Origin of the sequence: Amniculibacterium aquaticum, assembly GCF_003852705.1 — a bacterium.
Lineage (GTDB): Bacteria > Bacteroidota > Bacteroidia > Flavobacteriales > Weeksellaceae > Amniculibacterium > Amniculibacterium aquaticum.
This window is the reverse complement of the sequence record NZ_REFA01000012.1, coordinates 24,578-48,587: the sequence shown is the minus strand read 5'-3', so window position 1 is coordinate 48,587 and position 24,010 is coordinate 24,578. Positions and strand designations below refer to the sequence as shown.

Here is a 24,010-nt window from a genome sequence, read left to right as displayed (position 1 = left end):
TATTTTTATTGATTGATATTGTTTGGAGAATCGTTGTTTTCAGGAGTTTTTTTGTCTTCTTCCTTTACAGCGTCTTTAAATTCTTTGATACCGCTACCCAAGCCTTTCATCAATTCAGGGATTTTTTTACCACCAAATAATAATAAAATGACAATAGCAGCAATAATAATATGCGATGCTGAAAGTGCTAAAAATGTGGTTAACATAATATTTATTTTTTGCAAAATTAATCTAAATTTTTAATTTACCCAACCCATTGGGTCAACAGCAGTTCCATTGCTGTTATATATTTGGAAATCAAGGGTGTAAGTGCCGTCGAAATCGAGACCTACAGCACCAATAGCTGTTCCTGCAGATACATTTTGATTGGTGTTGACCATGGTATTCGCCAGGTTGGTATATACGGTGAAGTAGTCTCCGTGTTTTACCATGACCGTTTTGGTCCCATCGTTGGCTTGAAGGATCTTGGTGACTTGACCTGGGAAAACGCATTTGGCAACGGTTCCTTTGGTTACCGCAATTTTTATTCCGTTGTTTTCTTCAACAATATTTTTGAAAATAGGATGCGATTGTCTCCCAAATCTATGGGTGATGGTTCCGTAAACCGGCATGGAAAGTTTGCCTTTGTTGTTAGCAAAACCGGCTCCAGCATCGGTGGTTACGCCAAAGTTGGTAAGTGCTTTATTTTCAGCTGCTTTTTTGGCTTCGTTGTTTTTCTTCTCCAAAGCAGCTTCTGCAGCCTTAGCTTCTGCGAGTTTATTGGCGGCTTCTTTGGCTCTGTTAGCCGCATCGATAGCTTCTTTTGCAGCTGCTTCTTTACGGGCCAAAGCTCTGGCATCGGCATCGGCTTTTGATGCATCATCAGCTCTTTTCTTTTCTTCTGCTGCTTTTTTTGCTGCCAATTCATTGGCTTTTCTTACCGCTTCTTCCGCTTCTTTTCTTTCTCGCTCAAGGGCTTCAGCACGAGCTCTGTTTTCGGCATCAATTCTAGCTTTTTCTTTGTCGGCAGCTATTTTTGCCAATCGTATTTTTTCGGCTTCTGCTGCTTTTTTTGCTGCTGCTTCTGCTTTGGCTATTCTAATTTCCTCTGCGATGATGGATCGGATTTGTCCTTCTAAAGCTTTGGATTTTGCTTGTTTTTGTCTTAATTCGGCAGTAAGCTTTCCTTCGTTGGCTTTGAACTCTTTTACCAAATCTTCTTTTTGTTGTCTATCAGCATTGATGGTTGCCAACTCAATTTTTTGATTGTTGAGTAATGTTTCTTTTTCTTTTACGGATTTTTCTTTTTGTTGAATGGATTCTTTTAACAACCTTGCTGCATCGGTGATCTCAGCTGCTTTTTTTTCTTGAAATTCAGAGTATAGCTTCAGATATTGCACCCTACGAATGGCTTCACCAAAACTTTTAGATGAAAGGATGAAGGTGACTTTGTTTTGTATCCCTTTGTTTTTGTAGGCATTGACGAGAACTTTGGCGTAGTTTTTCCTAAGCACAGCCAATTCGCGATTTTGTCGGTTGATTTCCAATTGGCGTAGATAGATGTCGTCTTCTATAAATCTTTTTTCTTTCTGAGTATTGTTGTACACTTTTTCCCTCAAGACAATCTTTTTATTCACATTGTCCAGATAGGCAATGGAAAGTTTGGACTCTTTTTGAGATTGAGAAATGGCTTTGTTGATGGAGGCAATTTCTTTTTTGAGCTCGGAATTTTGCTTTTGGAGTTGTTCTTTCTTTTGTTGTCCAAAGGAAAAGCCAAAAGTTATTAATGCCAATATGATATGGGTGTTTTTACTCATTGAATTTCAATTTTCGTGTAGTTTTTGGGTACCGAATACGGTGTCTGAATTTTCAAATCTTCAAATTTCGTATTTTCGATTAAAATTTGCCCTGTTTTGCTTCCTTTTATAATTATTTTAACATATTCCGGCATTCTGTAATTGCTGAAGTTTTGCCAGTTTTCATAATTTATTTGCAACTCATCTCCAGAGACAGGATCCAGAAGTTCAACTTCCATTAAGTCAAAAGAATCGGAATATTTTAAAAAAACTCTATACTCTCGGCTTGGTCGGTCAGCTGTCGGGCTTCCTATGGTTTGGGTTTTTCTGGAAACCATGTAATACCCTTCCATGTTTTTGGAAAGTATGTATTGCGAATCTCTTATTGGGATGAAGGTTCGCCCCATCAATAATTTTTGCAGAGTAGGATAGTTGATGAAGTCGATGTTTAACAAATTGTTCAGATAATCAAAATCAGAATCAATATAGGTTCTGTTGTATTTTTCATAGGCCTTTATCCCTTCGGGAGTTGCAATTCCCCTCGCAGCATTGACGATGAACGATAGGTTCATCCATATTTTCTGATTGTTTTCTATGTAAATAAGAGCATCCAGAGTCGGTATGGAATTTCCAGTTTCTATTTTTATGGTACTCTTCATTTTCAGATGCTCAAATTTTGGATGAATCAAAGCATGTTCGTAAAAGTCAACTCGCTCATTTATGGATAGGTTGGCATTGGCATCTTTAGGCAGAGAAGAACTTTTGTCCAACTTGATGGAGTCCATCAAAAGGCTATCAACAACCAAGCTGTCTTTGTTGTTAGAGCTTTCTACAGCCGTTTTGGTTTTACAAGACAAAAGAAATAAACCCACAAATAAAATGCAGGTCAAGTTTATAATTTTCTTTTTCTGAAAGATGATATTGCTTTTGAAAATTTCCTTTGTCATTGTTTGTTTTTTATGGCAATGTTGCAATAATAAAGCCAAACCACACAACAAAAGTGTGTGGTTGGTTGTGAAGGCTTGATTAATGCTTATTTGTTATCGGATAAGAAGTCCAAAACCGAATAATCTCCCAATGAAATTTCTCTGGAAACTCCTCTGTATTGTGCGAAATTACCGATCATGGAATTGCTCAAATTTCCGTGGTTGATGATGGTTTTTTCTTGTATCAACGAGTTGTCGATGTTGGAATTGCAAATCTTGGTTCCGTTTCCTAAGGATACGAAAGGTCCAATTTTAGAGTTGTGGATTTCTACTCCTTCACCAATAAAACACGGTGGGATAATCAAGGAATTTTCGATTTTTGAAGATGCCGGGAAAACAGCAAATTCTTCTTTTTCGTATTCCAATATTTTACCGTTGGTTTCCACAGTGGCATTTTTATTTCCACAATCCATCCAATCGTCCACTTTTCCGAGGGAGAATTTTGCACCTTTGTCTCTTAGGTTGTCAAGAGCTGTTGTTAGTTGGTACTCGCCACTTACCATGATGTTGTTGTCCATGATGTGGTTGATTTCGGCCATTAATTTCTCCGCCGACTGAAAATAGTAGATGCCAATAATCGCAAGATCGGAAACAAATTCTTTAGGTTTTTCAACAAAATCAGTGATGAAACCGTAGTCGTCCAATTTTACAACTCCAAAAGCCGAAGGGTCGGCAACTTTTTTCACCCAAATCACACCGTCAGAGTTTTTATCCAAAACGAAATCGGCACGGAAAAGGGTGTCCGCAAAAGCAACCACAACATCTCCGGTCATGGATTGCTCGGCGCATTTTATGGCATGTGCCGTTCCTAAAGGTTCGTCTTGAGTGTATATACTTCCTTTTGCACCTAGTTTTTCTGCTATTTTTATTAAGGATTCTTTCACTTCATCACCGAAATCTCCGATTATGAAAGCAATTTCATCTATTTTTTCATTGGCCACTTTTGCGATGTCTTCAACCAATCTTTGTACAATTGGTTTCCCACCGATTGGGATTAGTGGCTTAGGTACAGTCAGTGTGTGAGGTCTTAGTCTGGAGCCTCTACCGGCCATAGGAACAATAATTTTCATATAGTTTATTAATTTTTTATTTTTTTAAAATCTTTTTAACAATGTTTTTTTCTTGATACAATACGAAGCCCAAAAATAACAATAAAAATAAATTTCCAATGAAATAATTGGTTCTAAAAAAGTAAAATGAAAGTAAGGAGAGCGAAATGGAAAGGAAAAGGTACATGGAGAGTTTTCCGACATGGTAATGGATGGGATACACGCGTTGTCCCCAAATATAGGAAATGACCATCATGCTGGTGAAGGTGATCAGTGCGGCACTTGCACTGGCCCAATAACCAAATTCTGGTATGAAGATAAAGTTGATGCCGATGGTGATGGCTGCTCCGATGAGCGAAATGTACAGTCCAACTCGTGTCCTGTCCGATAATTTGTACCAAATGGAAAGGTTGAGGTAGATGCCTAAAAACAAAGCACCCAACATCACCATGGGGATAATTTCAATACCTTCGTAGTACAAGGGGTTTCTTAAGTATTTTTCGGAAATCCATTGCAAATTAGCCATCAGTCCCATGTAGATTAGGCAATTGCAAATGACAAAAATGTCCATGAGTACAGCATAGGTTTTATGATTGTTTTTGTCTTTGAAACTGCTGAAAAAATAAGGCTCAATACCCAGTTGATAGGCTTGTCTGAAAACGGTGATGAAAGTGGCTATTTTATAAACAGCTCCGTAAACTCCAATCTGATGTTTGGCTTCGCCTTCCGGTAAAAGGTATTTCAGAAACTGTCGATCCAAAGTCTGATTGACCACTCCTGCAAGTCCCGCAACCATGACCGGCCAAGAGTAATTCATGATCCTTTTCCAAAGCAAAAAATCGAATTTTTTTATGCTGAAGTTCACGAATTCTTTTCCAACAATGGCAAGGGTAACAATGCTTTGCACCAAATTGGCAATAAAAACATAACCTACACCAATTTCCGGATTGTACTTTAATCCCAAAATACCATCGGGCATTTGTGGGAGCCATTTGATGAAGAAGACCACCAGGAAAAAATAAACCAAAGACCCCAACACTTTTGAAAGCATGTACAGTATCGGTTTGCCTTCCAATCGCAATATGGCCGAAGGAATGGTAGCAAAAGCATCAAAAGAAAGGATGAATAAAAATAAAACCAAAAAGTTTACCTGATCCGGTGTTTCGAAAGCATTGGCAAGGGATTGTCTGAAAACATATCCAAGGATAAGATAGATGAGACCAATGCTGATGATGCTCAATGAAGTTGTAGAAACCAATGTTTTCTTATCGATGTCTTTTTCCTGAGCAAATCGGAAAAATGATGTTTCCATACCGTGGGTCAGCAAAACGGTGATCACTCCTGCAATGGAATACCAATCTACAAAAGGTGAAGAGGCTGTTGGGCCGAAAGCTTTGGTAACAATGGGAGCAATAAGAAATGGAAATATCCTCACCAATACCGAACTTAGTCCGTACACGGCTGTTTGGCCTAATAATTTTTTATACAATTTTTATTTTATTTTAATTGCAAAAGTAATTATTTCGATGGGTAATTGTCAATTCTTGGTATTAAATTGTGATTAAAACTTTACATTTGTTTGAAATTAATTTTTACTTAAAGTAAACAATGAGAACATTAATAAAAAATGCCAAAGTGGTTAATGAAAATTCCATTTCTCAATGGGATGTTTTGATAGAAAATGACCTTATTTGTAAAATAGGAAAAGACCTTAACTCGGAAGCAGCAGATTTAATAATTGACGGTACCGGAAAATTTCTTATCCCTGGAGTTATTGACGATCAGGTGCATTTCAGAGATCCTGGACTTACACACAAAGGCGATTTAGAGTCCGAGTCCAAAGCAGCCATTGCCGGTGGTACAACCAGTTTTATCGACCAACCCAACACCGTACCCAATGCGGTAACTCAAGAATTGTTAGAAGAAAAATACCAACTTGGAGCGGAAAAATCCTTTGCCAATTATTCCTTTTCTATGGGCGGAACCAACGATAATTTGGACGAAGTCCTGAAAACCAACCCCAAAGAAGTGGCAGCCATCAAATTGTTTTTAGGCTCTTCAACAGGAAATATGCTGGTGGACAACCCCGAAACTTTGGAAAATATCTTCAGCAAAACCAAGATGATTATCTGTGTGCATTGCGAAGACGAAGCCACCATCCAAAAAAATACTGAAGACTACAAAGCAAAATATGGCGATAACATCCCGATGGATTTTCATCATTTGATAAGAAGTGAAGAAGCGTGTTATCTGTCAAGCTCCAAAGCGATTGAACTGGCAAAAAAAACCGGAGCAAGATTGCATATTTACCACCTTTCCACAGCCAAAGAAATGTCGCTTTTCTCGAATGATATTCCGTTAAAAGATAAAAAAATAACTGCTGAGGTTTGTGTCCATCACCTTTCGTTTACCAATGACGATTATGCTAAAAAAGGGGCACTCATTAAATGGAATCCTGCCGTAAAAACCCAAGCCGACAAAGACGAACTTTGGAAAGCACTTCTGGACGATAGGATAGATGTCATTGCAACCGATCACGCACCACACACTTGGGAAGAAAAACAAAATCCCTATACCTCTTGTCCATCAGGAGCGCCTTTGGTGCAGCATTCTTTAACCGTGATGTTGGAAAATTATAAAAATGGAAAAATTTCTATTGAAAAGGTGGTAGAAAAAATGTGTCACAACCCGGCAATTCTATTTCAAATAGAGAAAAGAGGTTTCATAAAAGAAGGCTACAAAGCCGATTTGGTATTGATTGATCCTGAAAAAAAATGGACTGTGGCCAAAGAAAATATTTTATACAAATGCGGTTGGAGTCCACTAGAAGGGACAGAATTTAGCACAAAGGTGACCCATACTTTTGTTAATGGACATTTGGCATATGAAAACGGAGTGGTCAATGAAAATAAATTTGGTGAACGATTGAGATTCGATCGATAAATTAATTGAAATTTAAACAGGCTCAAAGAAAGCAACAAGAATTAAAAAAATAAAACAAACATGATTAAAAGAATTTTTCTGGTTTCGGCATTGTCAATATCCTTGTCGTCTTTTGCCCAAAAAGCAGAATGGAAAACAGCAGAAAGTGGAGGGTACACCTACAAATTTGTGACCAACGATCCTACAAAAGCAAGATTTTACACCCTGAAAAATGGACTCACCGTAATTTTGAGTCCAACCAACAAAGATCCTAGGGTACAAGCGTACATTGCGGTAAAAGCAGGTAGTAAAACCGATCCTTCAACCAATACCGGTTTGGCGCATTATCTAGAGCACATGATGTTCAAAGGAACGGATAAATACGGCTCTTTGGATTTTGCTAAAGAAAAAGTACAATTGGATAAGATTGATGCCTTGTACGAAGAGTACAACAAAACAAAAGACGAGGCCAAAAGAAAGGCAATTTATCATAAAATAGACTCTATTTCTGGGGTGGCTTCCAAATTTGCCATTGCCAATGAGTACGACAAAATGATGTCTGCCATGGGAGCTCAAGGGACCAATGCCTTCACTTCATTTGAACAAACGGTCTATACCGACGATGTGCCCAGCTCGGCTTTGGATAAATATTTGGCAGTACAATCCGAACGATTCAGAAATCCGGTTCTTAGGATTTTCCACACCGAACTAGAAGCGGTTTATGAAGAAAAAAACAGAAGTTTAGATTCCGACGGATCCAAAGTATTCGAAGAGCTGTTCGGTACGCTTTTTAAAAATCACAATTACGGAAAACAAACCACCATTGGTACGGTTGAGCATTTGAAAAATCCTTCTTTGGTGGAGATTAGAAAGTATTTCAACACCTATTATGTGCCCAACAATATGGGGATAGTTATGTCAGGAGATTTTAATCCGGATGAAGTCATCAAGAAAATTGATGCCCAGTTCGGAAGCATGAAGCCTCATCCTGTACCTAAATATACATTCCAACCGGAAGCACCTTTGACAGCACCCGTTGTCAAAGAGGTTGTAGGTCCGGATTCCGAAAGTCTAACCATGGGCTATCGTTTGCCGGGGAACAAAGACAAAGATGTTTTGTTGGCCGATTTGGTAGGTTCTATATTGACCAACGGAAAGGCCGGATTGTTGGATCTTAACTTGGTGAAAAAACAAAAATTATTGTCGGCAAGTGCTTCTGCTTTTACCCTGATCGATCATGGTGTTTTGTATATTTCTGCAAAACCAACCAATGGACAGTCTTTAGACGATGTAAAAGCCTTGGTTCTTGGTGAAATTGAAAACCTGAAAAAAGGCAATTTCGATGATGATTTGATCACCTCCATCATCAATAACATTAAAAAATACAAGATCCAAGGATCTGAAAAGTACAGCAACAGAGCCAACGATTTGATGGACACTTTCACCTCCGAGCAAGATTGGAAAGATCAGGTGGCCTATGTCGATAACCTCTCAAAAATCACCAAACAACAAGTGGTCGATTTTGCCAACAAGTATTTGGGAAATAACTATGTCGCAATCCTGAAGAAAAAAGGAGAAGCCGAAAAAACAGCCAAAATTGAAAAACCGGAAATCACACCGGTAGAGACCAATGCCGACAAGCAATCTCCTTTCGTGAAAATGGTGGATGATATGCCCAACATCCCATCGAAACCCGTGTTTTTGGATTACAATAAGGACATTCAAAAATCCAAATTAGGAAATGCCGAAATTTTGTATGTACCCAATACGGACAATCAGCTTTTCCGTCTCAGATACCGATATAAAATTGGCTCGACCAACGATCTCAAGCAATCGTATGCGTCCATGTATCTGCAGTTTTTAGGAACGGACAAAAAATCTTCCGAAGATATTTCTAAAGAATTTTATAAAATTGCCAGTTCTTTCTCTGTGGGTACGGGCGAAGAATATACCACAGTAACCATAGAAGGTCTGCAAGAAAACTTCAAAAAAGCCGTGGCATTGTACGAAAACCTGATCCAGAATGTAAAAGCCGACGACAAAGCATTGGCCAACCTAAAAGCCAGATTGTTCAAATCCAGAAAAGATGCTAAAGCCAACAAAGGCGCTATCTTACAAGGATTGACCAGCTACGCACAATACGGAGCCAAAAATAAATTCAACAATACCCTAACCGATCAAGAAATCAATGCCATCACTGCGCAAGAATTGGTGGATAGAATAAAAGGACTGAACCAATACGAGCAAACCGTCATCTATTACGGCCCAGAAAAATTGAAAACCCTGGTCTCTGATTTGAAAGCTTTGCATACGGTTCCTGCGAAGTTTGCCACACCAACTCCGGCGAAAGTCTTTACCCAAATCGAGCAAAAGAAAAACCAAGTTTTATTTGCCAACTACGATATGGTGCAGGCAGAAACTCGTTGGGTAAGAAATACCACACCGTACAATCCAGCACAAACAGGGCTTATCGATGTGTTCAATAATTATTTCGGAGGTGGTATGGGTGCCATTGTTTTCCAAACCATTAGGGAGAGTAAAGCCTTGGCATACAGTACTTTTGCAAGGTATGTGAGTCCGGCAAAAGCCAATGAAAAATACGGAGTTATCGCCTATGTGGGCAGCCAGTCGGATAAATTTAACGAGGCAACCGTTGGCATGAATGAATTGCTGAACAACCTGCCTTATCTTCCAAAAAATTTAGAATTGGCAAAAGGCGGTGCCAAAAAAGACATCGAAACCGAAAGAATTACCCAAGACGGAATTATTTTCAACTACCTTGCAGCAAAACAATTGGGACTGAAAGACGACATTCGAAAGTCGGTCTATGCCAATGTCGATACCATATCATTTGCCGATTTGCAAAAATTACACCACGACAATTTAGCAAACAAGCCTTATACCTACGCCATTGTAGCATCGGATAAGAAAGTGAAAACCGAAGACATGCAAAAATTAGGAGAACTGAAAGTCCTTTCTTTAGAAGAAATTTTCGGATACTAATTTCGCCCGGTTATTATACATTTAACTGTCCAACTTTTTTGTTGGGCAGTTTTTTTTTGGGCACCTTTTCCGCCTTCCGTTCCCGCTTTTTTATTTTTTCTCCCTTCGCTTTCGCTCGGGAATCAAAAAAATAAAAAGAGCTCCACTCAAGTCGGGGTGCAACGCAGGGATCATTTGTTTTCTCGAGACATTTACTTCATCATTTGCTAAGTGCTGAATACTATTTTTTAATCCCTCGCCTTCAAATATTTTGTACTTTTAAAAAATATAAAAAATCACCCATGAATTATACAAAACCCATGCTTCGAGAAGGAGCGCTGAACGATAAAGTAATCGTAGTAACCGGTGGTGGAAGTGGTTTGGGAAAAGCCATGACCAAATATTTCTTAGAATTGGGAGCCAAAGTGGTCATCACCTCCAGAAATTTAGAAAAATTGCAAAATACCGCCAAGGAATTGGAAGAAGAAACAGGAGGCAAAGTCCTCTGTGTCGCATGTGATGTGAGAAATTGGGACGAGGTAGAAGCAATGAAGGAAGCAACCCTGAAAGAATTCGGAAAAATCGATATTTTATTGAACAATGCTGCCGGCAATTTTATCTCACCAACCGAAAGATTGACCCATTCCGCCTTCGATTCGGTGTTGGATATCGTACTGAAAGGGACAAAAAATTGTACACTTTCCATCGGAAAATATTGGATAGACAACAAAGTCCCGGGTACAGTTCTTAATATCGTGACCACCTATTCTTGGACGGGCTCTGCCTATGTCGTTCCATCGGCTTGTGCCAAGGCTGGAGTACTTGCCATGACCCGATCTTTAGCTGTAGAATGGGCCAAATACAAGATAAGGTTCAATGCCATTGCACCAGGACCTTTCCCTACAAAAGGAGCTTGGGAAAGATTACTACCTGGAGATTTGGCAGAAAAATTTGATATGAGAAAAAAAGTACCACTCAAAAGGGTAGGAGAGCATCAGGAATTGGCCAATCTTGCAGCCTATTTGGTGTCGGATTTTTCCGCGTACATCAATGGAGAAGTCGTAACCATCGATGGTGGAGAGTGGTTGCAAGGTGCTGGTGAGTTCAATATGTTGGAGCAAATTCCTCAAGAAATGTGGGACATGCTAGAGGCGATGATCAAAGCAAAAAAAGCACAATAATTTTTATTAGATTTAAAAATGTAAAAGTCAATTCGGATAGAATTGGCTTTTTTTTATTGTTTTTGGTTGATAAATAGGAAAAAGCCTTTAAAACTATGACAATTAGGATTGTAATATTGTATAGGAAAAATTTAACTAACCTAAAAACACATTATTATGGCAACTTTAAAATCCATTTTAGAAAAAGATTATTCTAAAAAAACCAAATCAGAATTAATTGACATCATCTCCGGTATCAAAGAAACCATTGGTTCGGGTGAATACGGGAAAATAACCGGAGTGGATCCCAATGAGATGCAAGATTTATCAAAAAAAGAGGTGGCGGATATTTTATCTTTATTTAAAACCAAATTCGATGCTTCTTGGGAAAATGCCATGGCGAAAGCCACAACAACAGCACTTAATTTACTCATGGGAATACAAGCCGTAGATCCATTGCGATTTACTGCGGCAGATGCGGCTTCAGCTAATTTTGCAGCCGAATTGGGATCGATAGATTTCGCAAAAATTATTGGTGCGCCTTTGTTGGCTTGTGTGAGAGCTCAGGCTTCGGCTTCCATGAGTACGCTCAATTTTATCAACAATGTAGGTTTCGAAGTAGCTGCCGACGGTAAGAAAACCCTAAGGATGGCCGAGTTTAAATACAAAAAGAACGGACCTAATCCGGATTTTGACAGTTCAAAACCAGAAAGTGCAGCCAATCCAAAAATGAAAATACAAGATGTGGAAATCATTGTTCCTTTTGTAGCTTTACTCAATATACCAAGCATCAGAATTGAAAGTTGTGATATCGACTTCAATGTAAAATTGAACTCTACATTTACAGAAACAACCAAAACGGATTTCAGCTTTGCCTCCAATGCAAGCGGTGGAACAAGCGGACTTTCCAATCTTTTTGCTAAAGCCAGTTTCAGCGTATCCATTTCTGCTAAACGATCCACAACAACCGGTGTAAAAGTTGAAAAGGAATACTCATTAGGTATCAAAGTTAGAGCAACCAATGACGAAATGCCAGCAGGTTTAGAAAAAGTTTTGGGATTGCTTTCTGAATAATATCTAAAAATTTTACGAGTATGATAAAATTATCGGACTACTTGGATTATCTTAATAACGAGATAATCCAAGCTCGTAAAATGGCTGATGAAAATGCCATACGAGTTGCAAAAATGTATGCGGATCATCCACAACTAAAGTATTTTCGAGTACCTCGATATTCCATGCCAAGCATCAAAATGGATGTGCCCATAAAAATTTCGGATATCGATACGGAGGATAAATACGAATTTGAAGTCGATAGAAAACAACTTCTAACCGAGGTGAACGATAAAATTCTAAGGTTGAACATTGAAAAAAAAATGAACATTCCACCGTTGACGGATCAGTTTTTCAATTCGCCAGGAATGCTTGGCTTTTTCAAATCCATGGAGAATCCTACGATTAAGAAGCCAACAATGCCCGTTTTTAATGTGCCGATTCGAGTTCCTGTTAACCCGAGTGTACTGAATATTTCAGAGGTTACTAATCCTTCGAATTTTAAGATGGTGAAACCCATCAATGTTACCGGGATCGTGAAGTCATTAGACATCAAATATTTTAAACCTTTGCCAACGACGACAGACAATGAAAGTGTGGAACTTCGGAATTTGGTATCAGAATCTTTGGAGTCGCGTTATAAATTGGTTTCATCCAAATTAAACACCATTTATATCGATCCGGATACTTCGAAAAATGATGACAAAGATAAATTGTTCCTTAACCTTCATGTTGAAATGGAAGAAGAAGGAATCCGATTGGTGAGAATTCAGGACGATAAAGGCAATTCTATAGAAGAAATAACTTTTGAATAATGGTTGAATTTGTACATCATAAAATAAAAGTCGCTGAAGGTTTTCTTTCAAAACTTATTAAGGTTCAATCGCTCTTTATAGAGCGTTCTTTTCGATTCGAAACTGAATTTAATGATCTTTTGACGGACTTGCAAACCTATTTTAAAAGTATTAAAGACGGTTCAAAAGAATCAGACGTTTTACGATTGCAAGGGCTGTTACAAGTAGTAAAGAAAGGTTTTGATCCGATTAAATTGGAAAGGTTGCCGGTCAGTAGAAGAGAATTTTATTGGGGGATTGCTTTTCATGTTGTTGAAGAGGTGAAAAAAATGATAGAGGATATCTTAACAAAAGAAAGGCAAAAATTGGATGAAGCGGAAGACTTGTTGTCCAATACTTTTTTAAGTTTAATTCAAAATGGAATTCTCAACAATCAAGAGTTGAAAAAGTTGGATTCCGTAGCAAAAATAGAATTGTTGTGGACGGAAATCGTAAAACAGAATGCCTCCATAGCTTTACTGGACAAAAAAATGAAACTTCAGGTGACCAGGGAAGATATGTACCTGTTGATTGAAAAAATTATTGGAAACATGAGTTAAATTCAAAACATTATGAAATCTGAAAAATACATTGTGCTACTGGAAAATCAAGACTCTAAAACCTTGAAATCTGTTGAAAAAGAATTTCAACTTAAGTTAACATCGTCTGAGTTTCTTTCCAAGGATAATCGTTCTTTTGATTTGATTGATGATAAAAATGGTGTGCTATACAAAAATCTAAATGTAATGGTGGTTGATAAAATGGATGAAGATCAATTGATGTCAGCGGTCAACGATGGTAGCAATCCCATTATTCATTTTGAAAAAGAAAGAACTTTTTACATCGATGGCGCTTTAGAAATTGTGAAATCCTTGCAGGTTTCGGTTTCGGAAATGGAGCAAAAATTATTAGAATTGGAAACTGAGCTCAAGAAAAAAGTAAAGAAACCTTCAAAAGTGACCACCGATTTCGAATGGGGACTGAAGGCTGTAGGGCTCGATACCACACAGTTGACCGGTAAAGGAGTGGATCTGTGTATTCTAGATACAGGGTTTGATGTTACCCATCCCGATTTTTTAGGAAGAACCATTGAGGGTAAGTCTTTTATTTCTGGAGAAGCATGGGATATCGACTTGAAAGGTCACGGAACGCATTGTGCAGGGACAGCCGCTGGAAATGTCCGATTAGACACCGGAAAAAGATACGGTATTGCAAAAAATGCCAATTTGAAAATAGCAAAAGCTTTGGCAAATGATGGAAGCGGCACAACAAGCAGTATTGTAGATGCCATAGATTGGGCTATCTCTAAAAAAGTCCGTGTGATATCCATGTCGCTTTCGGCACCGGTACAGCTCAACGAGGCTCCCTCTCCAATTTTTGAAATGGTAGGGAAAAAAGCATTGGACAACAATTGTCTCCTCATTGCAGCAGCGGGTAACGACAGTCAAAGACCGGCTTTGCCACAACCGGTTTCAATACCTGCCAATTCAGAGTCCATTATGGCTGTAGGTGCAATCGATGGACAAATGCGCGTTGCAACCTTCTCAAACGGTGGACTGAATGCTGCAACGGGTGGTGTTATAAATGTTTGTGCTCCAGGGGTCGATGTGCTGAGTTCGTTTCCGAAAAGTCTCGTAGTTGAAGGGTACATGCTAAAAAACGGAACCAGTATGGCAACGCCTCATGTCGCTGGGATAGTGGCGCTTTATATGGAGAAATATCCCCATCTAACTGCGTTGGAAATTTGGAAAGTATTGGAGAAAAATGCTCGCCTTCTCGAAGGGTTAAAATATAGAGATGTGGGAAATGGATTGGTGCAAATAAAGGATTAGTATGATGAAAGTTTATTTTGGAATTTTGAAAGAAGGAGTGAGTCAAAAAGAAGCTGAAAAATTTTTGGAAAAGCTAAATTTGAAAATGATCAAGTTTTATCCGGCTTTGAATATTGTTCAATTTCAATCGGAGCAGGAAATCAAGTCTGAGATTTCCATTTTTAAAATTATAGAATTGGAAAAAAATAATTTCAGAGGAGATCATCATTGAGGTGAAGCCTCTATTGATGGGCGTTATAAAAAAACCTTGGCCTAGAATAAATCTAAGCCAAGGCAAAAACACAAATGATGAAAAAAAATTATTGTACTAAAACAACGCGCAAATTTAATCAATGTTATGTTAAATGCAAAATAAATTGAAAAGTTTTTCTTTTTTTATTCTGTAGGTCTAAAAATTAATCCGGTTTCTTCAAAATAATCCAAAGTAATTCTATCGTTGTCGTGTACTTTTCCAGCAAGGATTTCCTTGGAAAGTTGGTTTAATACTTCTTGTTGCAAAACTCTTTTCAAAGGTCTTGCTCCAAATGCAGGTTGGTAGCCTTTATTCATTAGGTATTCGATAGCATCTTCCGTAGCGGTTAATACAATCCCTTTTTTCTCCAACATTTTGTTGAATCCAGACAGTTGGTATTTCACAATTTTTCCAATTTCTTTTTTGTTCAACGGTTGGAACAGCACAATTTCATCTATTCTATTGATGAATTCAGGTCTTAAAGTTTGTTTCAACAATTCGAAAACTTCTACTTTGGTTTTTTCTACAATTGAAACTGAATTTTCTTCCGTAATATTTTCAAAATTTTCCTGAATAATTGGCGAGCCCAAATTGGAAGTCATGATGATGATGGTGTTTTTAAAATTCACCACTCTTCCTTTGTTGTCCGTAAGGCGGCCATCATCCAAAACCTGCAATAAGGTATTGAAAACATCAGGATGTGCTTTTTCGATTTCATCCAAAAGGACAACCGAATAGGGTCTTCTTCTAACCGCTTCGGTCAGTTGTCCGCCTTCGTCATAACCCACATATCCTGGAGGCGCTCCTACCAATCTCGAAACGGAATGTCTTTCTTGGTATTCGCTCATGTCTATTCGGGTCATGTTGTTTTCGTCATCGAAAAGCAATTCGGCCAAGGCTTTTGCAAGTTCTGTTTTTCCGACCCCTGTTGTTCCTAAAAATAAGAAACTTCCGATGGGTTTTTTATCGTCATTCAGTCCAGCTCTATTTCTGCGGATGGCGTCGGAAACGGCTTCTATGGCTTCTTCTTGTCCTACCACTCGTTTGTGGAGTTCGTTTTCCAAATGAAGGAGTTTTTCTCTTTCGCTTTGCAATAGCTTGGTTACTGGGATACCGGTCCATTTGGAGATAATTTCGGAAATATTTTCAGCAGTGACTTCTTCTTTAATCAATTCGTTTTGATGGTTTTGCATTTCCAATTCCAGTTTTTCCAGGTCGGCTTCTTTTTCTTTTAACCTTCCATATTGGATCTCGGATGCTTTGGCATAGTCTCCTGATCGGGTTGCCTTGTCGTACTCCAATTTCAGCGTTTCTATTTCTTTTTTAATTTGGGTTAGGTCTTCGGATTTTTGCTTTTCCTGTAACCATTTAGCATTGATTTCGTTTCTTTGTTCGTTGAGTTTAGAAATGTCTTCTTTGAGGTGGCTAATTTTCATTTCGTCATTTTCTCTGGAAATTGCTGCTAATTCTATTTCCATCTGCATGATTTTTCTGTCCAAAACATCCAATTCTTCGGGTTTGGAGTTGATTTCCATTCTCAATTTTGCAGATGCTTCATCAATAAGATCAATGGCCTTGTCCGGTAAAAAACGGTCTGAAATGTATCGTTGAGACATTTCTACCGCTGCAATAATGGCTTCGTCTTTAATTCTCACTTTATGGTGGGCTTCGTATTTGTCTTTAATTCCTCTCAGGATGGAAATGGCAGATTCTGTATCCGGTTCTTCCACCATCACTTTTTGGAATCGTCTTTCAAGGGCTTTGTCTTTTTCGAAATATTTTTGATACTCGTTCAGGGTGGTTGCACCAATGGCTCTCAGCTCGCCTCTTGCAAGGGCAGGTTTTAAAATATTTGCTGCATCCATGGCACCTTCACCACCTCCTGCGCCAACCAAAGTGTGAATTTCGTCAATGAAAAGAATAATTTGTCCTTCAGATTGTATCACTTCGTTGACTACAGATTTCAATCGCTCTTCAAACTCGCCCTTGTATTTGGCTCCGGCAATCAAAGCTCCCATGTCTAGAGAAAACAAAGTTTTGTCCATTAGATTTTCGGGAACATCTTGTGAAATGATTCTGTGGGCAATTCCCTCGGCAATGGCGGTTTTACCAACGCCGGGTTCTCCGATGAGGATGGGGTTATTTTTGGTTCTTCTGGATAGAATTTGCAAAACTCTACGGATTTCTTCGTCTCTTCCAATGACAGGATCTAGCTTGCCTTCAGCTGCCAATTCGTTGAGGTTTTTTGCATATTTGCTCAAGCTTTGGTAGCTTTCTTCTGAACTGGATGAGGTGGCTTTGGCTCCTTTTCTTATTTCATTAATGCCGGCTTCTAGGAGGTTTTTTGTTATGCCCATGTCTTTCAAGAGTTTGGAGACATTGGACTGGATTTCTATTAATCCCAACCACAGGTGTTCGATGGTAACAAATTCGTCTCCCATTTTTTTAGCTATGTTCAGGGCTTCTAGGAGAATTTTGTTCGAATTCTGGGACAGGTACATATCGCCGCCTTCTACTTTTGGTAGGGTTTCGATCAGGGTTCTGTTTCTTTCACGGATAAGGGAAGCATCGGCTTCGGATTTTTTTATTAAAAAGGAAGAAATGACTTCGTCGGTTTGGAAGATGCCCTCCAAAATATGTTGAGGTTCAATGCTTTGGTTACTGAACTCCATTGCGATTTGTTGAGCTTTCTGTATCGCTTCCTGAGATTTTAGTGTAAATTGATTTAGGTTCATATTAGATGTTGGTTTTTTATGGTGATTTGAATTGTTCTTTTCAAAAATCATGCATTCGTTATTAAAATTCAATTTTCAAGAAATAATGCCTATTTTTTCAATTGTATTAAAGACAAAATTTCCGTTTAAATGCAATTGGTTTTACTGTTTATCTGACATTTTTTCCGATTCGCACAGGTGTTGTTCAGTGATTTTCCTTGGATTTTAAACAATATTTAATAGTAATTTTGATAGCAATAAAAATAAGTGTTATGAAAACTAAGATAATGATTTTGGCTTTTTTTATGCTAATATTCAATGCTTTACAAGCACAGTTTTTAGATAAGTTAATGAAGTCTGCAAAGCGAGAGGCTGAAAGAACGGTTGAGAGAAAAGTAGAGGAAAAATCCAGACGAACTACAGACGATGCCATGGATAAAGTTTTAGGAAATAAGAGTAAGAATTCGAGTTCTGAAGGGGCTTCGTCCAAAAATAAATCGTCAAAAAAAACAAATGGTTTAGAAGATGGAGGGGGTTCTTTGTCTGAAGAAGGAGACAATGCTGTTGGTTTTAAAAGAGGAACAAGGGTGATTTTTCAAGATGATTTTTCTAAAGATGCAATTGGTGATTTTCCTGCAAAATGGAGCACCAACAAAGGAGGTGAGGTGAAAAGCCTTAAAAATATGGGTAAATTTTTAAAAATTTCAGCTGATAATCTGGTTTATCCGGAGCTGACTAAGCCATTGCCTGATAATTTTACAGTAGAGTTTGATTTGGTGTATCCCTCAGCACATCCGTATCGAAGGATGGGGGTGGGATTTGGAAATAAGCCTGAAAAGTTGGATTATTTATTGGGTTCAAAAACTGCTGTGACATTTGATATTATGTCAGCATCAAAAGGAAGTCAAAATTATAATTTGATTTATTATTCCGAGAAATCTTTAGGCTATGGAAAGGAAGAGGTTGATTATGTAGCCCCTTTGGATAAAATCATCAAAATCGCATTTGAAGTCAATGGTAAAAGAATCAGAATGTTTGTCGATGGTAATAAAAAAGTGGATTTACCCACTCAGTTCAAACCTGAATATAGAAAGTCGCTTTTTTTTACTTCAATAACCAGTGGTTGGGCAGAAACAGCAGATGCTTATTTCTATATCGGAAATTTGACAATTGCTGAGACAGGAAAAGATGAAAGAAGTAGCGTATTGAAAGATTTGATGGAAAAAGGAAGCTTCTCGACCACTGCCATATTGTTTGCAACCGGTTCCGATAAAATCCAAAGTGAAAGTACAACAGTGCTCAACCAAATTAAAGACGCATTGAGCCAAGCTCCCGATATGAGAATTAAAATTATTGGGCATACAGACAATGAAGGTGATGATGCTTCTAATCTTGCACTCAGTAAAAAAAGAGCCAATGCAGTAAAAATGAAATTGTCGACTATGGGTATTTCATCCAACCGAATGGAAACCGATGGAAAAGGAGAGTCTGACCCGGTTGCTGAGAATAATTCCGCTTTTGGAAAAGCACAAAATAGAAGGGTTGAATTTGTGAAAATTAATTAAATTATGAAAGCTTTAATTTATATAATGCTCCTTTTTGGAGCATTTCATTTATCGCAAGCTCAAAGTAGGGAACAAAGGAAAAAAGACAGTTTGCGCTTGGATTCTCTTTGTAGGAAAAATGCTTCTTTATGTTCAGAGTATCGGGATCTTGTTGGTAGGGGTTCTGTATTTAGAAATCTGGAAGAGAAAAAGTTGTATCCTAAAGAAACCAATTGTTTTAATAAGAAATTCTATTTTTCAGGACTTATTAACAACAAGCCTGCTTCAGGATGTTATTTTGTAGACACCCATAATGGACTTATTGCCAAGGTTTCAGACTTTAATAAAAGTTGCGGATCGATAGGTGATTTTCAACCTGGATTCGAATTAGAAATTTATTCCATGCAAGGCGATTCCTATAATTATGTTATGGATAAAAAAGGGAATAAACTATTTTATAAAATTCCAGCAATGGAAACTTTATTGGATTATGAAGTAAAATTTGTGATTACCTCTATGGCAAGTATTACACATTTGGCGTTTGAGAAAATTGGTGATCAAAATGTGCCCACTCTTCAATATCATATCAATGGATCTTCGCAAAGAGCCGTGTACTATCTTTTCACATCCGAAATTAAGCCAGAACTAAAAGTGCATAACTACTTAGGAGTATTCGGAACGGGGTATTATGAAGATGAAAATGGAAATACCGTAATATCGATGTTGCTGGACTCAGATCCACAAAATTATATTCGAATTGATAAGATTGTTGATGTTGCTGAATGTTTTGATGGTTCTTCATTTATTGATCAGGTAGAGGAGTCGGCTCGAATTGAAAATGATTTGGCCGAAGAGAAAAAGAAAAAATTGGAAAATCAAGCAGCAAATGCAACTCAATCCCTTTGTGTGGAAAGTCGATTAATTGTAGAATTGGAAAAAAGTATTTTAGAAAAAGAAGAAAAAGCCAATCGATTGGCCAGATCCAATTCCATTAGAACCAATAACCAAGCCTTGATGAATATTTTAGCCGAAGGTGCTGATGTCATTGATCAAGTGATGTTGAAAAAATTAAAATTGAAACTTAAAATTTGTCATATTAACAACAGCTTGAACCGGCCAGGTGATAATCGAAATAAAGAAAAGGCATTGATGAAAAAACAATGTTTATTGGAAGCGGTAAGTAAATTAGGTGTTATGGAATCCGAACTTAGAGCTATAGAAAGGGTTTATGCTTCTAATACAGCTAAAAGTATAGTGGAGAAAAACAGGTACTACTCAGAGAATATTGGCAGGATTGATATGTCTTGCGGAGGTCGATGATAAAGTGAGAGGAATGACGAAAATAGAATAGTTTTCAAGTATGGTTTTCAATTCTTTAGAATTTGTTTATATTTGTTGAAAACAGTTTAAGAATAACAATGCATCATTTTCACTCATTAAAAGCAATAAAAGTAAAAAAAGAAACCAATGATTCTGTGCACATTACTTTGGAAATTCCACAACATCTTCAACATGAATTCCAATTTAAACAAGGGCAATATCTTAATGTTCGGTTTATCATGAACGATGAAGACCTAAGAAGGTCTTATTCTATTGTAAATGCACCATCAGAAGGAAATCATCAACTGGAAATTTTAGTGAAACACCTGGAGGATGGAAAGGTTTCTACTTATCTTAATCAACAACTAAAGGAAGGAGATACGATCGAGGTTTTAGCCCCTCAAGGGCATTTTTTCACCAATTTTCATTCGTCTAATGAGAAAGTATATGTGGGATTAGCTGCTGGTAGTGGCATTTCGCCCATCTTGTCCAACATAAAAGAAGCTCTTTATCAAGAGCCAAATAGCAAGGCGTATTTGTTTTTCAGTAACAAGAGCTGCCAGGATATTATTTTCAAACAACAAATTGATGATTTGGAACAACATTTCAACGGTCGATTGAAAGTTGTCTACCTCCTGTCCAGAGAAAAACATACCGATAATCCATTGTTCGAAGGAAGGATTGGTCCTCAAAAACTAGAAGCTTTGTTGCAGCATTTTCCAGAAATTCCTGCATCGGAAACTACATTTTTCATCTGCGGACCAACCGAGATGATTAAAGAGGTTTCTAATTATCTGAAAAATGATAAAAAAGTCCCATCGTTGCAGGTGATGTATGAGTATTATGCAGCTCCTGATGATGAGGAAAATTCCGAAAGAAGTGAAGAGTTTAAGAAAATACCAAACATCGAAAGTTTTGTAACTTTGATTATTGATGACGATGAGTATTCTATCCACCTCAACTCCAAGAAAGAAAGCATCTTGGACAAAGGGTTAAAAGAAAATTTGCCTTTACCTTTTGCCTGCAAAGGAGGCGTTTGCTGTACTTGTAAAGCTCAAGTCCTAGAAGGAGAAGTGTTTATGGAGAAAAATTTTGCTCTTACTGAAGAAGAAGTAGAAAGAGGAATGGTACTGACCTGTCAATGTCACCCTACAACCAATGTGGTGATGCTGACTTATGATGTATAATTAACAATTTCTAACAATTAAAAACGATTTCATTATGGCACATTGGAAATTCGCATCTATTATCGAAACCGATAAAGAGTACAAAGTAAAAGGGATTAATATTTGGAATCACGATTGGCACTGCTCAGATCGTAACATCGAGGTAATAGAACCTTCTGAAAGAGAAATTTATATTTTCAAAGAGTATTCTATTGCACATAATGATCAAACCGTATATTTCGTAGCCGGAGAGTTTAGCAACGGAAAAATGGGAATTTATCTTAAAGAAGAAACCGACAAAATAATTTAATATTAGTAAAACCATTTTAATGGTTTTGAGATTCAAACTATGGATACAAACAAGTTTTTAGAATATGTACAGGCCGAAAATAAAGTAGAACCAAAGGATGTGATGCCGGAGGATTACAGAAAGCTCCTCGTACGACAAATCTCCCAACACGCCCATTCCGAAGTTGTGGGAATGTTGCCGGAAGCCAATTGGATTACTCGTGCCCCGTCTTTAAGAAGAAAAATGGCTTTGTTGGCTAAAATACAAGACGAAGCCGGTCATGGATTGTATCTTTATGCTGCAACAGAAACCCTTAACGATGGGAGTTTGAATGCAGATAGAGATTCTGTGTACCAAGATATGCTTTCGGGAAAAGCCAAATATTCTTCAATATTTAACTATCCTGCCCTCTCTTGGGCAGATATTGGGGCAATCGGTTGGCTGGTAGATGGCGCAGCTATTATGAACCAAGTGATGTTAATGGGGAATTCTTATGGGCCTTATTCCAGAGCAATGGTAAGGATTTGTAAAGAAGAATCCTTTCATCAAAGGCAAGGCTACGAAATCCTTATGACGCTTTGTCGTGGAACAAAAGAGCAAAAACAACTGGCGCAAGATGCATTGGATAGATTTTGGTGGGCAGCACTCATGATGTTTGGTCCAAACGATGAGGCTTCTCCTAACTCTCAAAAATCCATGAACTATCGTGTGAAAAGGGAAAGTAACGACTCCCTTCGCCAGAGATTTATAGATGTTACCGTACCTCAGGCTGAATTTTTAGGACTAAAAGTACCGGACAAAAATTTGAAATTCAATGAAGAAACCGGTCATTATGAATTTTCTGAACTTCCTTGGGACGAATTTATGGAAGTGCTAAAAGGAAACGGCCCTTGCAATAAAAAAAGATTGGAAACCAAAAGAAAAGCACAACAAGAAAATGCTTGGGTAAAAGAAGCTGCCGTAGCTTTTGCCAAAAAACAAAACGAAAAAGTATCGTAATTATTTAACTCTAATTCAACAAAATATAATGAGTAATTTAGAAGTTTGGGAAGTATTTATACAAACAAAACCGGGATTGTCCCACAAGCATGCAGGGACTGTACAGGCTGCAACTGCAGAAATGGCTTTGCAAAATGCCAGAGATGTCTATACCAGAAGAATGGAAGGAACCTCTATTTGGGTGGTGCCTAGCAAGTATATCGTAACCAGCGAAGGCGTGGATAAAGAGGCTTTCTTTGACCCTGCAGACGATAAATTGTACAGACATCCTACATTTTATCAGATTCCGAACGATGTGAAAAATATGTAAAATAGACTCGGAATTGATGATTTTAGAAATTTTATTTCTGAAGTATTCGGTTTCAAATCCATAATAAAAATGAAAAACTATATCTTAAAATTGGCCGATGACTCCCTAATTATGGGACAAAGATTGGCAGAATGGTGCGGAAAAGGACCCTATCTGGAAGAGGATATCGCCCTGATCAACATTGCTCTAGACCAGTTGGGACAAGCCAATAATTTATACAATCTTGCGGTTAAGTTTTTTAACGACGGCTGCTCCGTTGATGACTTTGCTATGCTAAGAGCAGAAAAAGAATATCTTAACGCTCAATTGGTAGAAATACCGAATGGAGACTATGCGCAGACCATTCTTAAAGCCTATTTTTTTGCGGTGTATCAAAAAATTCTTTACTCGCAACTTAGCCAGTCTGCAGATGAAGATCTGAAAGCCATCGCCATAAAATCTTTGAAAGAAGTAAAATACCATGTGACTCATACCGAAACTTGGATGAAAGTATTCGCACAAGGAACCGATGAAAGTAAAAGCAGATTGCTTGCCGCAGTAGAAGCCGTTTGGGAATACACAGGTGGATTGTTTGATGAGGTGGATGGCGAGTCCGAATGGGTTGCCTTAGGATTAATACCTTCTTCAAAAGAAATTTATGCCGAATGGAATGCTCAAATTAAAAACTTCTTCACAACCATAGAAATCGAAATTCCAACAGATCCTTTTATGCAAAAAGGCAGTAGAATAGGCATTCATACCGAATACTTTGGGTACATTCTTTGCGAATTGCAATACATGCAGAGGACTTATCCGGATTGTGTTTGGTAATATTAAAATCAAATTGTCTTAATTTAACCTCTTC

21 protein-coding genes are annotated in these 24,010 nt (G+C 37.9%); 15 read left to right on the top strand and 6 right to left on the bottom strand.

Going from position 1 to position 24,010, the window contains the following annotated elements:
• Positions 1-5: 5 nt before the first annotated feature.
• The 5 genes from EIY84_RS06875 to EIY84_RS06855 all read right to left on the bottom strand — a co-directional run bounded on the left by EIY84_RS06875 (position 6) and on the right by EIY84_RS06855 (position 5,299).
• The gene (locus EIY84_RS06875) at positions 6-206 is read right to left on the bottom strand and encodes a twin-arginine translocase TatA/TatE family subunit (RefSeq protein WP_124641566.1); all 201 of its coding nucleotides are present in this window, start codon (positions 204-206) and stop codon (positions 6-8) included.
• A 33-nt stretch (positions 207-239) separates the two neighbouring features.
• Complete coding sequence (locus EIY84_RS06870) at positions 240-1,796, bottom strand: murein hydrolase activator EnvC family protein (protein WP_124641564.1); 1,557 nt, start codon at positions 1,794-1,796, stop codon at positions 240-242.
• Positions 1,793-2,722 (bottom strand): DUF4292 domain-containing protein, encoded by a 930-nt coding sequence (locus tag EIY84_RS06865; protein WP_124641562.1) that lies wholly within the window; start codon positions 2,720-2,722, stop codon positions 1,793-1,795. Before EIY84_RS06865 ends, EIY84_RS06870 begins: the two co-directional genes overlap by 4 nt.
• Before the next feature lie 86 nt (positions 2,723-2,808).
• Entirely contained in the window at positions 2,809-3,831 is a 1,023-nt protein-coding gene (locus tag EIY84_RS06860) for a sugar nucleotidyltransferase (RefSeq protein ID WP_124641560.1), read from the bottom strand.
• 16 nt (positions 3,832-3,847) lie between these two features.
• Positions 3,848-5,299, bottom strand: a complete 1,452-nt coding sequence (locus EIY84_RS06855; protein WP_124641558.1) for a lipopolysaccharide biosynthesis protein — start codon at positions 5,297-5,299, stop codon at positions 3,848-3,850.
• 119 nt (positions 5,300-5,418) lie between these two features.
• Between EIY84_RS06855 and EIY84_RS06850 the strand changes: the two genes are divergently transcribed.
• The 8 genes from EIY84_RS06850 (at position 5,419) to EIY84_RS06815 (ending at position 14,803) form a co-directional block, all read left to right on the top strand.
• Positions 5,419-6,753 (top strand): dihydroorotase, encoded by a 1,335-nt coding sequence (locus EIY84_RS06850; RefSeq protein ID WP_124641556.1) that lies wholly within the window; start codon positions 5,419-5,421, stop codon positions 6,751-6,753.
• Positions 6,754-6,813: 60 nt separating this feature from the next.
• The gene (locus EIY84_RS06845) at positions 6,814-9,735 is read left to right on the top strand and encodes a M16 family metallopeptidase (protein WP_124641554.1); all 2,922 of its coding nucleotides are present in this window, start codon (positions 6,814-6,816) and stop codon (positions 9,733-9,735) included.
• 281 nt (positions 9,736-10,016) lie between these two features.
• The gene (locus tag EIY84_RS06840; protein ID WP_124641552.1) at positions 10,017-10,895 is read left to right on the top strand and encodes an SDR family oxidoreductase; all 879 of its coding nucleotides are present in this window, start codon (positions 10,017-10,019) and stop codon (positions 10,893-10,895) included.
• Between the two features lie 156 nt (positions 10,896-11,051).
• Complete coding sequence (locus EIY84_RS06835; RefSeq protein ID WP_124641550.1) at positions 11,052-11,948, top strand: DUF2589 domain-containing protein; 897 nt, start codon at positions 11,052-11,054, stop codon at positions 11,946-11,948.
• 20 nt (positions 11,949-11,968) lie between these two features.
• The gene (locus tag EIY84_RS06830; protein ID WP_124641548.1) at positions 11,969-12,742 is read left to right on the top strand and encodes a hypothetical protein; all 774 of its coding nucleotides are present in this window, start codon (positions 11,969-11,971) and stop codon (positions 12,740-12,742) included.
• The gene (locus tag EIY84_RS06825; RefSeq protein WP_124641546.1) at positions 12,742-13,320 is read left to right on the top strand and encodes a hypothetical protein; all 579 of its coding nucleotides are present in this window, start codon (positions 12,742-12,744) and stop codon (positions 13,318-13,320) included. The genes EIY84_RS06830 and EIY84_RS06825 overlap by 1 nt, the downstream gene beginning before the upstream one ends.
• Positions 13,321-13,332: 12 nt before the next feature.
• Positions 13,333-14,592, top strand: coding sequence for a S8 family serine peptidase (locus tag EIY84_RS06820; protein ID WP_124641543.1), 1,260 nt, complete (start codon positions 13,333-13,335; stop codon positions 14,590-14,592).
• A gap of 1 nt (position 14,593) precedes the next feature.
• Complete coding sequence (locus tag EIY84_RS06815; RefSeq protein ID WP_124641541.1) at positions 14,594-14,803, top strand: hypothetical protein; 210 nt, start codon at positions 14,594-14,596, stop codon at positions 14,801-14,803.
• A 164-nt stretch (positions 14,804-14,967) separates the two neighbouring features.
• On the opposite strand, the gene clpB is transcribed toward EIY84_RS06815, so the two are convergent.
• Positions 14,968-17,559 carry an ATP-dependent chaperone ClpB gene (clpB, locus tag EIY84_RS06810; protein WP_124641539.1) on the bottom strand — a complete coding sequence of 864 codons (2,592 nt, stop codon included), beginning with the start codon at positions 17,557-17,559 and terminating at the stop codon, positions 14,968-14,970.
• Positions 17,560-17,810: 251 nt separating this feature from the next.
• On the opposite strand from clpB, the gene EIY84_RS06805 reads away from it, so the two are divergent.
• The 7 genes from EIY84_RS06805 (at position 17,811) to paaC (ending at position 23,976) form a co-directional block, all read left to right on the top strand.
• Positions 17,811-19,103, top strand: a complete 1,293-nt coding sequence (locus EIY84_RS06805) for an OmpA family protein (RefSeq protein WP_124641537.1) — start codon at positions 17,811-17,813, stop codon at positions 19,101-19,103.
• 3 nt (positions 19,104-19,106) lie between these two features.
• Positions 19,107-20,402, top strand: coding sequence for a hypothetical protein (locus tag EIY84_RS06800; protein WP_124641535.1), 1,296 nt, complete (start codon positions 19,107-19,109; stop codon positions 20,400-20,402).
• Between the two features lie 98 nt (positions 20,403-20,500).
• A complete protein-coding gene (locus EIY84_RS06795; protein ID WP_124641533.1) occupies positions 20,501-21,589 on the top strand; it encodes an FAD-binding oxidoreductase in 1,089 nt (362 codons plus the stop codon).
• Positions 21,590-21,623: 34 nt separating this feature from the next.
• Positions 21,624-21,878: a hypothetical protein gene (locus EIY84_RS06790; protein ID WP_124641531.1), complete on the top strand. Its 255-nt coding sequence runs from the start codon at positions 21,624-21,626 to the stop codon at positions 21,876-21,878.
• 39 nt (positions 21,879-21,917) lie between these two features.
• Positions 21,918-22,856: a 1,2-phenylacetyl-CoA epoxidase subunit PaaA gene (gene paaA / locus EIY84_RS06785; protein ID WP_124641529.1), complete on the top strand. Its 939-nt coding sequence runs from the start codon at positions 21,918-21,920 to the stop codon at positions 22,854-22,856.
• A 28-nt stretch (positions 22,857-22,884) separates the two neighbouring features.
• On the top strand, positions 22,885-23,166 hold the full coding sequence (gene paaB / locus EIY84_RS06780) for a 1,2-phenylacetyl-CoA epoxidase subunit PaaB (protein WP_124641527.1): 282 nt from the start codon (positions 22,885-22,887) through the stop codon (positions 23,164-23,166).
• A 69-nt stretch (positions 23,167-23,235) separates the two neighbouring features.
• Positions 23,236-23,976: a 1,2-phenylacetyl-CoA epoxidase subunit PaaC gene (gene paaC / locus EIY84_RS06775; protein ID WP_124641525.1), complete on the top strand. Its 741-nt coding sequence runs from the start codon at positions 23,236-23,238 to the stop codon at positions 23,974-23,976.
• Positions 23,977-24,010 lie beyond the last annotated feature (34 nt).

Bases quoted from the DNA above. Each gene is read 5' to 3' on its own strand.
- EIY84_RS06860 (WP_124641560.1), bottom strand. From the start codon at position 3,831: ATGAAAATTATTGTTCCTATGGCCGGTAGAGGCTCCAGACTAAGACCT.
- EIY84_RS06795 (WP_124641533.1), top strand. From the start codon at position 20,501: ATGCATCATTTTCACTCATTAAAAGCAATAAAAGTAAAAAAAGAAACC.
- clpB (WP_124641539.1), bottom strand. From the start codon at position 17,559: ATGAACCTAAATCAATTTACACTAAAATCTCAGGAAGCGATACAGAAA.
- EIY84_RS06790 (WP_124641531.1), top strand. From the start codon at position 21,624: ATGGCACATTGGAAATTCGCATCTATTATCGAAACCGATAAAGAGTAC.
- EIY84_RS06845 (WP_124641554.1), top strand. From the start codon at position 6,814: ATGATTAAAAGAATTTTTCTGGTTTCGGCATTGTCAATATCCTTGTCG.
- EIY84_RS06805 (WP_124641537.1), top strand. From the start codon at position 17,811: ATGAAAACTAAGATAATGATTTTGGCTTTTTTTATGCTAATATTCAAT.
- EIY84_RS06830 (WP_124641548.1), top strand. From the start codon at position 11,969: ATGATAAAATTATCGGACTACTTGGATTATCTTAATAACGAGATAATC.
- EIY84_RS06800 (WP_124641535.1), top strand. From the start codon at position 19,107: ATGAAAGCTTTAATTTATATAATGCTCCTTTTTGGAGCATTTCATTTA.
- EIY84_RS06825 (WP_124641546.1), top strand. From the start codon at position 12,742: ATGGTTGAATTTGTACATCATAAAATAAAAGTCGCTGAAGGTTTTCTT.
- EIY84_RS06875 (WP_124641566.1), bottom strand. From the start codon at position 206: ATGTTAACCACATTTTTAGCACTTTCAGCATCGCATATTATTATTGCT.
- EIY84_RS06850 (WP_124641556.1), top strand. From the start codon at position 5,419: ATGAGAACATTAATAAAAAATGCCAAAGTGGTTAATGAAAATTCCATT.
- EIY84_RS06865 (WP_124641562.1), bottom strand. From the start codon at position 2,722: ATGACAAAGGAAATTTTCAAAAGCAATATCATCTTTCAGAAAAAGAAA.
- EIY84_RS06835 (WP_124641550.1), top strand. From the start codon at position 11,052: ATGGCAACTTTAAAATCCATTTTAGAAAAAGATTATTCTAAAAAAACC.
- EIY84_RS06870 (WP_124641564.1), bottom strand. From the start codon at position 1,796: ATGAGTAAAAACACCCATATCATATTGGCATTAATAACTTTTGGCTTT.
- paaA (WP_124641529.1), top strand. From the start codon at position 21,918: ATGGATACAAACAAGTTTTTAGAATATGTACAGGCCGAAAATAAAGTA.
- paaB (WP_124641527.1), top strand. From the start codon at position 22,885: ATGAGTAATTTAGAAGTTTGGGAAGTATTTATACAAACAAAACCGGGA.
- EIY84_RS06820 (WP_124641543.1), top strand. From the start codon at position 13,333: ATGAAATCTGAAAAATACATTGTGCTACTGGAAAATCAAGACTCTAAA.
- EIY84_RS06840 (WP_124641552.1), top strand. From the start codon at position 10,017: ATGAATTATACAAAACCCATGCTTCGAGAAGGAGCGCTGAACGATAAA.
- EIY84_RS06815 (WP_124641541.1), top strand. From the start codon at position 14,594: ATGATGAAAGTTTATTTTGGAATTTTGAAAGAAGGAGTGAGTCAAAAA.
- paaC (WP_124641525.1), top strand. From the start codon at position 23,236: ATGAAAAACTATATCTTAAAATTGGCCGATGACTCCCTAATTATGGGA.